The sequence below is a fragment of the Bradyrhizobium sp. 132 genome (genome assembly GCF_023074185.1).
Lineage (GTDB): Bacteria > Pseudomonadota > Alphaproteobacteria > Rhizobiales > Xanthobacteraceae > Bradyrhizobium.
Genome location: NZ_JADPKY010000132.1, coordinates 400,474 through 413,113 on the forward strand (window position 1 = coordinate 400,474; position 12,640 = coordinate 413,113).

The window sequence follows — 12,640 nt, forward strand, 5'->3', positions numbered from 1 at the left end:
CGACCGGGAGCGACAATGCCGCGAGCGTATATCGGCGTCGACGTAGGGACCACGAGCACGCGGGCAGGGGTATTTGACGAGGCCGGCACCTTGCTGGCGATCGCACGGCATCCGATCAGGACCTGGCACGAGGCCGGCGACATCGTCGAACAGTCGTCCCAGGATATCTGGGACGCCTGCGTGAGATCAGTGCGAGCCGCGATGGCGGAGGCTGGCATCGCGCCCGACAGCGTCGGCGGCATTGGCTTCGACGCGACCTGTTCCCTCGTGGTGCTCGACCGGCAAGGCGAGCCGGTCACGGTCAGTGCCTCCGGCGACAAGCAACGCAACGTCATCGTCTGGATGGACCATCGCGCCACGGCTGAGGCGCGGCTGATCAACGAAACCGGTGACGCCGTGCTGCGCTACGTCGGCGACTCGATCTCGCCCGAGATGGAGATGCCGAAACTGCTGTGGTTGAAGCGGCACATGCGCGCGAGCTTCGACGCTGCAGGGCACTTCTTCGATCTGGCGGATTACCTGACCTGGCGCGCGACCGGCTCGCTGCAGCGCTCGACCTGCACCGTCACCTGCAAATGGAACTACCTCGCGCATGATGGCGGCGGCTGGAGCGCGCCGTTCTTTCAGCGCATCGGCCTCTCGGATTTCGTGGCCGAGAAATATGCCCGGATTGGCACCGAGATCGTCGCCCCCGGTACGGGCCTGGGTGCAGGTCTCACCCGCACTGCCGCGGCTGACCTCGGCCTGTCTGTGGGCACACCAGTCGGTGCGTCCCTGATCGATGCCCATGCCGGCGGCATCGGCGCGATCGGCGGTCGTGATGACTCGGACGGCGCGACCGATGTCAGCGACCGGCTCGCCTATATCATGGGCACGTCGGCCTGCATCATGGCGACGACCAAGGAGCCGTGCTTCGTGCCGGGCGTCTGGGGTCCTTACTATTCCGGCATGGTGCCGAACTTCTGGCTCAACGAAGGCGGTCAGTCGGCTGCGGGCGCGGCGATCGATCATCTCCTCAAATCGCATCCCGGCTTTGCCGAAGCGAGCGCGGCGGCGCGCAGTGAGGGCGTCGACCTCATCGAGTTCCTCGAGCGCCGCATCATCGCACGCGCAGGCGGCGCCATCCGCGCCGCGCTGCTGGCCTCCGACGTCCATGTCCTTCCCGAGTTCATCGGCAACCGCTCGCCCTACGCAGATCCTGACACGCGCGCGGTGATCGCAGGCCTCGATCTCGATACCGATATCGCCTCGATGGAACGGCTGTTCGTCGCCGGCCTGTGCGGGCTCGCCTATGGGCTTGCCGAGGTGATCGAGGCCTTTGCCGCGCATGGCGTTCGCTCCAGCATCATGATCATGGGCGGAGGAGCGAGCCGTAGCCCGCTGGTGCGGCAGATCATGGCGGACACCACCGGCCTCACGGTCGCGCTGCCGCAGACCAAAGAACCGGTGCTGCTCGGCGCCGCGATGCTCGGCGCGGTGGCCGGCGGCGCCTATGCCTCGATCGGCGAGACCATGGCCAAAATGTCGACGCTGGGACGAAAGAGCGAGCCGACCGCGCCCGATATCGCCGCCTTTCACGCCCGCAAGCGCGAGGTCTACAAGCTGCTTCGCGAGGTCGATCGCGGCAGCCGTGCCGCGATGGCCAGAGGTCGAAACGAATGCTGATTACCTGCGGCGATGCGCTGATCGATTTCGTCCCGACGCGAAACACCGACGGGCGCGAAGCGGTGATGCCGGCCGTCGGCGGCTCCTGCCTCAACGTCGCGATCGGCATGGCGCGGCTGGGCGCGCCGACAGGCTTCGTCGGCGGCATCTCGACCGACCTGTTCGGGCAGATGATCGCCGATCACGCGACAGCGTCGAATGTCGAACTCGCTCTCGCCACAAGCAGCGATCACCAGACCACGCTCGCCTTCGTTCGCATCGTCGCGGGCGAGTCGCACTACGCGTTCTACGATGCCGAGACTGCGACGCGGAACTGGACCTATCGGCGCGGCACCATTCCATTCGCGACCGTCGAAGCCGTCCATGTCGGCTCGACCACGCTTGTCAATGACCAGGGTGCCGCCGAGACCAAGGCCCTGATCGCGGACGCACGGGCGTTGTCGACAATCTCTTTTGATCCGAACTGCCGGCCCAACCTCGTCAAGGACAAGCCCGCCTATCTCGCGCGCATGGCGGAGTTCGCCGACAGCGCAGATCTCATCAAGATGTCCGACGTCGATTTCGCCTACCTGTTCGGCGACGAGCCGTATCACCAGCGCGCCGGCACGCTGCTCGCACGGGGCGCGAGCCTTGTCGTCGTCACCCGCGGCAACAGCGGCGCCATCGCGTGGCATGCGGGGGCAGGGCAGATCGAGGTCGCTGCACCTAAGGCCGAGGTGGCCGACACCATCGGCGCGGGCGATAGTTTTCAGGCGGCGCTGTTGTTCGCCCTGCACAAGCAGGGGCGTCTCGCCCGACAACAGTTGAAGGACATCGGCGCGGACGAGCTTCGCCGTGCGCTGTCCTTTGCCGCCAATTGCGCCGGCCTGACCTGCACCCGTCCCGGTGCCGATCCGCCGTGGAGCCACGAGATCAATTGGAGCTAGTAGCTAGCGCGTCAGGCCTCGCCCCCATTTCCGAGTTGTCTCGGTGGACTGCGGCCATGCGCAAGCCGAATTGGACAGGATCGGTGCACGCTGGCAAGGTCCGCGCATCCTGACGCGAGGCGGTCCTTCTATGAACGATGATCTCAGTTTCCTGTCCGCCACCGAAATACGCGCGCGCATCGACCGCAAGGAAGTCTCCCCCGTCGAACTTGTCAGCGCCGTGCTCGCGCGCGCCGAGGCGCTCCAGCCCCAGTTGAACTGCTTCATCACGCTCTGTGGCGGCGAGGCGATGGCAGAGGCGCGCGCGGCCGAGCGCAAAATGATGGCCGGCGAACCACTCGGCCTGCTGCACGGCATCCCCGTCACCGTCAAGGACATCGTCAACACCAGAGGCGTGAAGACCACTTTCGGCGCCGTTCCCTACAAGGACAATGTGCCGAATGAGGATGCCGTGGCGGTCGCGCGGCTGCGTGCGCAAGGCGCGATCCTGATCGGCAAGACCACCACGCCGGAATTCGGGAGCAAGTGCCTGACCGACTCGCCGCTGTTCGGCCGCACCCGCAACGCCTGGAGCGCGGAGCGGTCCTCGGGCGGCTCCAGCGGCGGCGCGGCGGTCGCCGTTGCCAGCGGCGTCGCGCCGCTTGCGATCGCGACCGATGGCGGCGGCTCGACACGGATTCCCGCCGCCTGCAACGGCGTGGTCGGGCTGAAGCAGAGCAACGGCGTCATCCCGCACAGCCAGGCGCTCGATGCCTTCGGCAACCAGACCTATGTCACGCCGATGACGCGAACCGTTGCCGACACCGCGCTGATGATGCAGGCGATGGCCGGCGAGGATTCTTGCGATCCCTGGTCGATCGGCGTTCCCGTGCCTGACTTCATCGGCACCGCTCTGCCGCGCGGCGATCTGCGTGGGCAGAAAATCTTGTACTGCCTGTCGCCGCCCGGACGCCCTGTCTCTGCAGATGTCGACGCCGGCTTCAAGGCGAGTCTCGACCGGCTCGCCGGGCTCGGTGCCGAGCTCGAGGAATTTTCCGGCGAGGGGTTCGACATCGAACCGATCTGGCGCGCCATCAATCACACCGTCTGGCGCACGCGCTTTTCAAAGCTCGTGGCCGAGCACGGCGACGCCCTCAGCGAAGCCTTCGTCAAGCAGGTCGCGCTTGCGACCAACGTCAGCGGCGTCACCTATCAGGAAGCGATGTTCGCGCGCACGGCGTTGTTCCGCCGGGTGCAATCCCTGCTTGCGCGCGGGCACCTGCTGGCGATGCCGACCCTCACGCGCACCGCGCTGCCGATCGATCAAGACCTGTTCGGCACCATCGAGATCGACGGCAAGCACTTTGACAGCGTCCGGCCGCACTGGTTCCCCTGGACCATGTCGTTCAACATGACCGGACACCCCGCCATCAGTCTGCCGTGCGGCTTCGGCCGCGACGGCCTGCCGATCGGCCTTCAACTCGTCGGCCGCTTCCGCAGCGATGCGGACTTGCTGCGCGTGAGCGCGCTGTTCGAGGCGTCGCACGACCTTCTGTCCCGCTGGCCGGATTGAGCAGATGGGCATGCAGCAAAGGACTTGTTTGCAAAGGACTTGCCTCCGGCGCCCGGACGTGTTGATCGTGCCGCGGATGAGCCCTGAATCCGAGCGCGCATGAGCGTATTTGTCCTCCGCCGTCTGCTGACTTTGCTGGCGACGCTGGTCGGCGCATCCGTGATCATTTTTTTGGTGCTGGATGCTCTTCCGGGCAATGCCGCGCAGATGCTGATGGGCGCCGACGCCTCGGCCGACGCGGTGCGCGCGCTCACCGTCAAGCTCGGGCTCGACCAGCCGCTGACGGTTCGCTATTTGCAGTGGATCAAGGGCCTTCTCGTCGGCGATCTCGGCAACTCCTATGTCTACGGCACACCGGTCGCGAGCCTGATCGCGGAGCGGCTGGTGCTGACCATTCCGCTTGCGATCATGGCGATGCTGATCACGGTGACGCTGGCGCTCTCGGCCGGCATCTACACCGCGGCCAATCACAACAAGCTCGGCGATGTCGGCGTGATGTCGCTGACGCAGATCGGCATCGCGCTGCCGAACTTCTGGTTTGCGATCCTGCTGGTGCTGTTGTTTTCGGTGCGGCTGCAATGGCTGTCCGCGGGCGGCTTTCCCGGCTGGGAGGACGGCATCTGGCTCGGCATCAAATCGCTGCTGCTGCCTGCGCTCTCGCTGGCGGTGGTGCAGGCCGCGATCCTCGCTCGCGTCACGCGTTCGGCGGTGCTGGAAGTGCTGCGTGAAGACTTCGTCCGCACGGCGCGGGCGAAGGGTCTCGGCAAGCGCGAGGTGCTGTGGCGCCACGTGCTGCGCAACGCCATGATCCCCGTGATGACGGTGATTGGGCTGCAATTCGCCAATCTGCTCGCCGGCACCATCGTGATCGAGAACGTGTTCTATCTGCCCGGCCTCGGTCGCCTGATCTTCCAGTCGATCGCCAACCGCGATCTGATCGTGGTGCGCAACTGCGTGATGCTGCTCGCGACCATGGTCGTCATCGTCAATTTCGTGGTCGACGTGCTCTATGCTTTCGTCGATCCCCGCATCAAGGTCCACGACCTGTGAGCGCGCCACTGACCACCCTCGTCGACGCGCCGGCCGCAACGCGTGCTCTGCCGGCCCGGACCTTCTGGCGCCGCGCGCTGCGCCATCGCAGTTTTGTGCTGGGCGGTGCGCTGAGCCTGCTGGTGCTCGCCTCCGCACTGCTCTCGCTGGTGTGGACGCCGTGGTCACCCTACGAGATCGACATCGCCTCGAAGCTCCGGCCGCCCTCGGCCGCGCACTGGCTCGGCACCGACGTCTTCGGCCGCGACATCGTCTCGCTGCTGCTCGCGGGTGCCCGCTCCACCATCATGGTCGGTATCATCGCGGTGAGCATCGGTCTCACCTTCGGCGTCTGCCTCGGCCTGGTGGCGTCGGCCCGGCGCGGCTGGACCGAAGAGATCATCATGCGCTTCTCCGATTTCACCTTCGCCTTTCCGGCCGTGCTGTCCGCGATCATGCTCTCCGCGGTCGTTGGGCCCGGCATGGTGACCTCGATCGTCGCCATCGGCATCTTTCAGATTCCGACGCTGATCCGGCTGACGCGCGGCTCGGCCAACGCGATCTGGGCGCGCGAATTCGTGCTGGCCGCGCGCGCGGCGGGGAAGGGATCTTTCCGCATCACCATCGAGCACGTCCTGCCCAACATCCTGTCGATCCTGATCGTGCAGGCAACCATCCAGTTCGCGCTCGCGATCCTCGCGGAGGCCGCGCTGTCCTATCTCGGGCTCGGTACGCAGCCGCCGCAGCCGTCCTGGGGCCGCATGCTGAACGACGCACAGACATTGTTGTTCCAGTCCCCGATGCTCGCGGTCTATCCGGGCGCTGCGATCGCGGTCGCCGTGCTCGGCCTCAATCTCCTCGGCGACGGATTGCGCGATCTGCTCGATCCACGACTGGCGCGGGAGCGATGACGATGAGCGAGCGCTCGACCATGCCGCTCATCGAGGTCGAAAATCTCGGCGTGCACCTCAACACGAGCCGCGGGCCGGCACAGGCGGTGCGCGGCGTCAGCTTCGTCCTGAAACGCGGCGAGACGCTCGGGCTCGTCGGCGAGTCCGGCTGCGGCAAGTCGGTGACCGCGCTGTCGCTGATGGGACTGCTGCCCGACAGCGCGATCGTCACCGGCAGCATCAAGCTGGATGGAAGCGAACTCGTCGGGCTTTCGGATGCGGATTATTGCAGCCTGCGCGGCAACCGCATCAGCATGATCTTCCAGGAGCCGATGACCGCGCTCAACCCAATGCACACGATCGGCCATCAAGTCGCCGAGCCGCTGCGCCGTCACAAGAAATACTCGGCGGCGCAGGCGCGTAAAGAGTCGATCGCCTTGCTCGACCGCGTCGGGCTACCCGATCCGGCCAGGCGCATCGATGCCTATCCGCACCAATTCTCCGGCGGCCAGCGCCAGCGCGTCACCATCGCGATGGCGCTCGCCTGCGAGCCGGACCTTCTGATCGCGGACGAGCCGACCACGGCGCTCGACGTCACTATCCAGGGCCAGATCCTCGACCTCATCGCCGACCTCGTCGATGAACGCGGCATGTCGATGATCCTGATCTCGCACGATCTCGGCGTCATCGCCGAGAACGTGCAGCGGATGATGGTGATGTATGGCGGCACGGTCGTCGAGAGCGGGCCGACCGACGAGGTGTTCCGGCGGATGGGACATCCCTACACGCAGGGCCTGTTCCGCGCCCGGCCGAAGCTCGGCGCACGCAAGGGGACGCGGCTGACGACGATCTCGGGCACGGTGCCGGAGCTCGCGGATCTGCCTTCCGGCTGTACCTTCGCCGATCGGTGTCCGCTCGTGATCGAGCCGTGTCGGACCGCGCTTCCACCGATGGTGGACGTCGGACCTGGCCACTTCGTGCGCTGCATCCGGACGGACGTGTCCATGGCCGCGAATGTCGGAGCGCTGTCCGCATGAGCACGGCGCCTCTTCTCGACGTGAAGGATCTCGAGCAGCGCTACACGTTGCCGCGCGAGAGCCTGTTCCGTCCGCCGGGGCAGGTGCGCGCGCTCAATGGTGTCAGTGTGCGGGTCGATGCCGGCAAGAGCCTTGGCATCGTCGGCGAGTCCGGCTCCGGCAAGTCGACCTTCGCGCGGGTGGTGATGGCGCTGGAACGGCCGACCTCGGGCCAGGTCGCGCTGCTTGGCCGCGATCTCAACCGCATCTCCGCCGACGAATTGCGCCGCGCCCGCCGCGATTTCCAGATGGTGTTCCAGGACCCTTACGGATCGCTCGACCCGCGCCAGACCATCGCGCGCATCGTTGCCGAGCCGCTGACCGTGCTGGAAGACGCCGATCGTAGGACTTTTCGCGCGCGCGTCGCTGCGGTGCTGCGGCAGGTGGGTTTGCGCGATGCCGACATGGAGAAATATCCGCACGAGTTCTCCGGCGGCCAGCGCCAGCGCATCGCCATTGCGCGCGCGCTGATCACCCAACCGAAGCTGATCGTCGCCGACGAGCCGGTCTCCGCGCTCGACGTCTCCGTGCAGGCGCAGGTCTTAAACCTGATGCAGGATCTCCAGGAGCAGTTCGGCCTGAGCTACGTCCTGATCAGCCACGACCTCGCCGTCGTCGACTATCTCTGCGACGAGGTCGCGGTGATGTATCTCGGCCGGATCGTCGAGCAGGGCCGTCCCGAGGATTTGTTCGAGCGCTGTGCCCATCCCTATACACGAGCATTGCTGGATGCCGTGCCTCGGGCGCGCGCCGGCGGTGGCCGGCGCCGGCGCGGAGCCCAGGCGATCGCCTCGCAATCGGCGGCCGCGAGCGGATGTCCCTATGTCACCCGTTGCGCGCTCGCCGACCAGCATTGCCGCGAGGTTCTGCCTGAGCTACGCAAGGTGGGCGAGACGCATCTCGCCGCCTGCCACAAGGCGGAGGCCGTGATGGCGTTGCCGCCATTGCCTGTGGAAGGTTAGCGTCCGCGGCGGGATTAGCGTAGGCTGGGAATAGAGAAGGCCGGGAGTTACGCATGTTGAGGAAATTATCGATCGTCGCATTCGCCGTCGCGCTTGCCGTGGCCCCTTTGCCGGTGCTGGCGCAGAGCAAGAAGGACAGCGTCGTCATGGCGATGGCGCTGGAGCCACCCGGCCTCGATCCCACCAACGCCGCCGCTGCCGCGATCGCCGAAGTCACGCTCTACAACATCTACGAGACGCTGACCAAGATCAACGAGGATGGCACCGTCGCGCCGTTGCTGGCGGAGAGCTGGACCGCCTCGCCCGACCTGAAGACCTATACGTTCAAGCTGCGCAAGGGCGTCAAATTCCACAACGGCGAGGCGTTCGATTCCGCGGCGGTCAAGTTCTCGTTCGAGCGCAACGCTGTCGCCACCAGCACCAACAAGGACAAGAGCCTGTTCCAGGCCTTCGAGAAGGTCGATGCGCCCGACGCCGATACGGTCGTGATCTCGGTGAAATATTCCGAGCCGAACTTGCCGTTCCTGCTGGGGCAGGCGAGCGGCTCGATCGTCGAGCCGAAGAGCGCACCCACCAACGGTACGCAGCCGGTCGGCACCGGGCCTTATCAGCTCGGGGCCTGGGCCAAGGGCTCTTCGATCACACTGAACAAGTGGGCCGATTATCGCAACGCCGCCGCGATCAAGCTGTCGAAGGTGACGATCCGCTTCATTTCCGATCCGGCGGCGCAGACCGCGGCGCTGCTGTCCGGCGATGTCGATGCGTTCCCGCGCGTATCGGCCCAGCGCACTATCGCCCAGTTCAAGGCCGATCCACGCTTCAACGTCATGGTCGGCGGCTCCCGCGCCAAGACCATCGTCGGCATCAACGAGCGCAAGAAGCCGCTCGACGACGTCCGCGTGCGCCGTGCCATCCTCGCCGCGATCGACCGCAAGGCGATGATCGACGGCGCGGTTGACGGTTTCGGCACGCCGATCGGCAGCTTCTACGTGCCGGGCGCGCTCGGCTTCATCGACACCACCGGCATCAACCCCTACGACCCCGAGAAGGCGAAGAAGCTGCTGGCGCAAGCGGGCATCATCACGCCGCTCGAGCTGTCGCTGAAACTTCCGCCGCCGTCCTATGCGCGGCAGGGTGGCGAGATCCTGGCGGCTCAGCTCGCGAAGGTCGGTATCATCGCCAAGATCGAAAACGTTGAATGGGCGCAGTGGCTGTCGCAGGTGTTCGCCGGCAACGGGCCGCACAATTTCGATCTCACCATCGTCAGCCATGTCGAGCCGATCGACCTCGTCAAGATCACCGAGCCGGACTACTACCTCGGCTACAACAACGCGGCGTTCAACGCGCTTTACAAGCAGATCGTGTCGACGCCGGACGAGGCCGCCCGCGCAAAGCTTCTCGGCGATGCGCAGCGCATGCTGGCAACCGACGCAGTCTCCGGCTATTTGTACCAGCCGCAGCTGATCACCATCACCAACAAGAAGCTGAAGGGCGTCTGGAAGGACATCCCGCAGTACGAGAATGATTTCTCGACATGGGCGTGGGAGTAGGGGCTGCGTTAGCGCGGCGTCCGTTACTGTGCCCACTCCCCATGTGGGAGTGGGCAGCTCCGCTGAAGAGCGGTCCAAACAAAAACCTGAAAAACAACCCCATGCACAGTAGCCGGGGATAATCATTTCAATGGTTTGCGCGTAGCGTGATTCACCGGTTTGCGCGCTGCGCGTTCCGCGATGCCATTGACCCGTCGGGCAAAACACCGGCATGATGGCATCGTCGGAGGAGGCCGCGCCCTCTTGGTTGGATTACGCCGCCTCTGATGCTCCCCCGGCTTTGAACGTTCGGAACCTTCATGCGTTAGGTCAGCGCAGGATGGCCGCATGCCGTGCGATCCGGCGCGAAGGTATGCGGAGTTCGTTCTTGCTCAAACTGTACAGGTGGCCATCCGACGATTGGCAGAACATCGGCGCGGAAATGCCGTCCGAGATCATCTGGGCTGATCTTTTGGATGCGACCGCGGAGGAAAAGCAATTCGTCGAGCGATTGCTGAAGATACGCATTCCGTCCGCGGAGTCACTCAGCGAGATCGAGGCGTCGAGCCGCCTGATCTTCGAGCACGGCACGCTTTATCTCAGCGCACCGGCGGTGCGGCTCAACGAGGACAACGAGGCCGAGATCACCCCGGTCGGCTTCGTCATTGGCCCGCACGTGCTGGTGACCGTTCGCTTCGCGCCGCTGCCGATCTTCGACGACATCGGCAAGCGTATCGGTTCCGATGACAGCCTGGAGAACGGCATGTGCGTGTTCACCAGCCTGATCGAGGCCATGGTCGATCGCGGGGCCGATATCCTGGAGCATCTCGGCGCGAAGGTCGACAGGCTTTCGCGGGGCGTCTTCACAGGCGGGCTCGTTCGCAGCAAGCGGCCTGTGCGCAGCAGCCGCAGGATGCGCGAGGCGCTGGAGAACATCGGGGAGTTGGCCGATCGGCTCGCAAAGGCGCGCGATGTCCTGCTGGGCGTGGGCCGCATCGCCTCGTTTGCCGGCGATGTCGGGAGTGAATGGATCACCGCCGCGTCGAAGAAGCGCCTCGAGGCCGTCTCGAAGGACGTCGTTTCGCTCGGCGACTACGAGACGCGATTGTCGGACAAAATCCAGCTTCTGCTCGATGCCGTGCTCGGCTTCATCAACATCCAGCAGAACGAGCTGTTCAAGATCCTGACGATCGTCTCGGTCGTCGGTGTGCCGCCCACGATCCTGGTCGGCATCTGGGGCATGAACTTCAAGCACATGCCGGAGCTGGACTGGACGTTCGGCTATCCGTTGGCGTGGCTCGCCATCATTGCAAGCGGCGTGCTGCCGCTGATCTGGTTCAGGCGGCGCGGCTGGTTCGAGTGAAGCGGCGGCGCGGCGTCCGAAAACGATGCGCCGCTTCTCGGGATCAGGCGACTTCGGCGGCGAATTTGCCGATCCAGTCGCGGGCGAGCGTCACGTCGGCTTGCGACAATTGATGGCCCGCCGGCAGGATCTTGTGTGTCACGCCCGCGCCAGCTTGCAACAGCAACTCGGCGAGCCGTGCCGAATTGCTCGCCGGCACGATCGGGTCGCCTTGCCCTGACAACAGTAGGACTGGCTTGCCCGCAAGCTCGGCCTTCGGCGGCGCGGATAGCGGCACCATCGCGCGCAGCAGGATCGCTCCTGCCAGCACATCCGGCTCCAGCAGCAACAGCGCGGCGGCGATGTTGGCACCGTTGGAGAAGCCGACCGCGACAGGCGCGGCGAGGCCGTAGCGCTGCCGTGCATCCGTGACGAAGTCGCCGAGTTCGAGCGCGCGGCGGCGAACGTCCTCCTCGTCGAACACGCCCTCGGCGAGGCGGCGGAAGAAGCGCGGCATGCCGTGCTCGAGCACGCGTCCGCGCGGCGAGAGCAGGGCCGAGCCGGGCGAGATCATCTTGCCAAGCCCGAGCAGATCGTTCTCGTCGCCGCCGGTGCCGTGCAGCAACAGGAGTGGGGGCGAGCCCGCGCTGGTCGCGGGCTCGAAACGGTGGATGAATGAATTCCCGGTCACGACACCCTCTCTTCCAAATTCGGCAGGACACCCTCGATCTGCTTGCGTTGCGCTTCGAGGAAGCTCGGCAGCTTCAGGTCACGTCCCAGCGTCGCGACGGGCTCGTCGACGGCGAAACCGGGGGTATCGGTCGCGATCTCGAACAGCACGCCGCCGGGTTCGCGGAAGTAGATCGAGCGGAAGTAGTTGCGGTCCCTCTGCTCGGTCGGATGCAGGCCGTGATTGCTCACGAGCTTTTGCGCCATCTTGCCCTGCTCGGCGTCGTCGACCGCGCGGAAGGCGATGTGGTGCACGGAGCCGCCACCCTGATGCCCGCGCAAAAATCCCTTGGCCTCGTAGATGTCGACGACGCTGCCTTCGACATTACCCGGTGCCTTGAAGCGGATCACGGAGCCTTCGCGACCGGTCTCCTTGAAGCCGAACACGTCGGTGAGGACGGCGGCCGTCTTCGCCGCGCTATCGAGCAGCAACGTCACGCCGTGGAAGCCGCGGATCGCGTGCTCGGCCGGCACGTCGCCGTTGCTCCAGCCGGGCTCGTTCTCAGCACCGGGCACGCCGACAAGCGCGAGTGCCATGCCGTCAGGGTCGGTGAACGGCAGCACGGACTCGCCAAAGCGCTTCTCCAGCGCCTCGTAAGCAACGCCCTTCTCGGTGAAGCGCTGCGTCCAATAGCCGAGCGAGCGTTGCGGCACCCGGAAGGCGGTCTGGTGCGTTTCGCCGACGCCGCGGCGCCCGGCCGGCACGCCGGCCCACGGGAAGAAGGTCAGGATGGTGCCGGGGCGGCCGGTCTCGTCACCATAATAGAAGTGGTAGGTGCCGGGATCGTCGAAATTGACCGTCTTCTTGACGAAGCGCAGGCCCAGATCCCTGGTGTAAAACCCGAAATTCCTGATGGGATCGCCGGCAATCGCGGTGACGTGGTGCAGTCCAGACATTGTCGTCCTCCAAAATTCGGGGAGCGGTCTTGCTCTGGCCGTC

General features: G+C 65.7%; 11 protein-coding genes. 9 read left to right on the forward strand and 2 right to left on the reverse strand.

What is annotated here, in order from left to right:
• Positions 1-15: 15 nt before the first annotated feature.
• The 9 genes from IVA74_RS29810 to IVA74_RS29850 all read left to right on the forward strand — a co-directional run bounded on the left by IVA74_RS29810 (position 16) and on the right by IVA74_RS29850 (position 10,992).
• Positions 16-1,665, forward strand: a complete 1,650-nt coding sequence (locus IVA74_RS29810; RefSeq protein ID WP_247350115.1) for an FGGY-family carbohydrate kinase — start codon at positions 16-18, stop codon at positions 1,663-1,665.
• Positions 1,659-2,591 carry a carbohydrate kinase gene (locus IVA74_RS29815; RefSeq protein ID WP_247350117.1) on the forward strand — a complete coding sequence of 311 codons (933 nt, stop codon included), beginning with the start codon at positions 1,659-1,661 and terminating at the stop codon, positions 2,589-2,591. The genes IVA74_RS29810 and IVA74_RS29815 overlap by 7 nt, the downstream gene beginning before the upstream one ends.
• A 130-nt stretch (positions 2,592-2,721) precedes the next feature.
• Complete coding sequence (locus IVA74_RS29820) at positions 2,722-4,143, forward strand: amidase (RefSeq protein ID WP_247350118.1); 1,422 nt, start codon at positions 2,722-2,724, stop codon at positions 4,141-4,143.
• Positions 4,144-4,242: 99 nt separating this feature from the next.
• Complete coding sequence (locus IVA74_RS29825; RefSeq protein WP_247350120.1) at positions 4,243-5,193, forward strand: ABC transporter permease; 951 nt, start codon at positions 4,243-4,245, stop codon at positions 5,191-5,193.
• Complete coding sequence (locus IVA74_RS29830; protein WP_247350121.1) at positions 5,190-6,083, forward strand: ABC transporter permease; 894 nt, start codon at positions 5,190-5,192, stop codon at positions 6,081-6,083. Before IVA74_RS29825 ends, IVA74_RS29830 begins: the two co-directional genes overlap by 4 nt.
• Positions 6,084-6,085: 2 nt before the next feature.
• Complete coding sequence (locus IVA74_RS29835; protein ID WP_247350123.1) at positions 6,086-7,099, forward strand: ABC transporter ATP-binding protein; 1,014 nt, start codon at positions 6,086-6,088, stop codon at positions 7,097-7,099.
• Positions 7,096-8,100: an oligopeptide/dipeptide ABC transporter ATP-binding protein gene (locus tag IVA74_RS29840; RefSeq protein ID WP_247350125.1), complete on the forward strand. Its 1,005-nt coding sequence runs from the start codon at positions 7,096-7,098 to the stop codon at positions 8,098-8,100. The genes IVA74_RS29835 and IVA74_RS29840 overlap by 4 nt, the downstream gene beginning before the upstream one ends.
• A 53-nt stretch (positions 8,101-8,153) precedes the next feature.
• Positions 8,154-9,650, forward strand: coding sequence for an ABC transporter substrate-binding protein (locus IVA74_RS29845; protein WP_247350127.1), 1,497 nt, complete (start codon positions 8,154-8,156; stop codon positions 9,648-9,650).
• Positions 9,651-10,017: 367 nt separating this feature from the next.
• The gene (locus IVA74_RS29850) at positions 10,018-10,992 is read left to right on the forward strand and encodes a magnesium transporter CorA family protein (RefSeq protein WP_247350129.1); all 975 of its coding nucleotides are present in this window, start codon (positions 10,018-10,020) and stop codon (positions 10,990-10,992) included.
• 43 nt (positions 10,993-11,035) lie between these two features.
• On the opposite strand, the gene IVA74_RS29855 is transcribed toward IVA74_RS29850, so the two are convergent.
• On the reverse strand, positions 11,036-11,662 hold the full coding sequence (locus IVA74_RS29855; RefSeq protein ID WP_247350131.1) for an alpha/beta hydrolase: 627 nt from the start codon (positions 11,660-11,662) through the stop codon (positions 11,036-11,038).
• Entirely contained in the window at positions 11,659-12,597 is a 939-nt protein-coding gene (locus tag IVA74_RS29860; RefSeq protein ID WP_247350133.1) for a ring-cleaving dioxygenase, read from the reverse strand. Before IVA74_RS29860 ends, IVA74_RS29855 begins: the two co-directional genes overlap by 4 nt.
• Positions 12,598-12,640 lie beyond the last annotated feature (43 nt).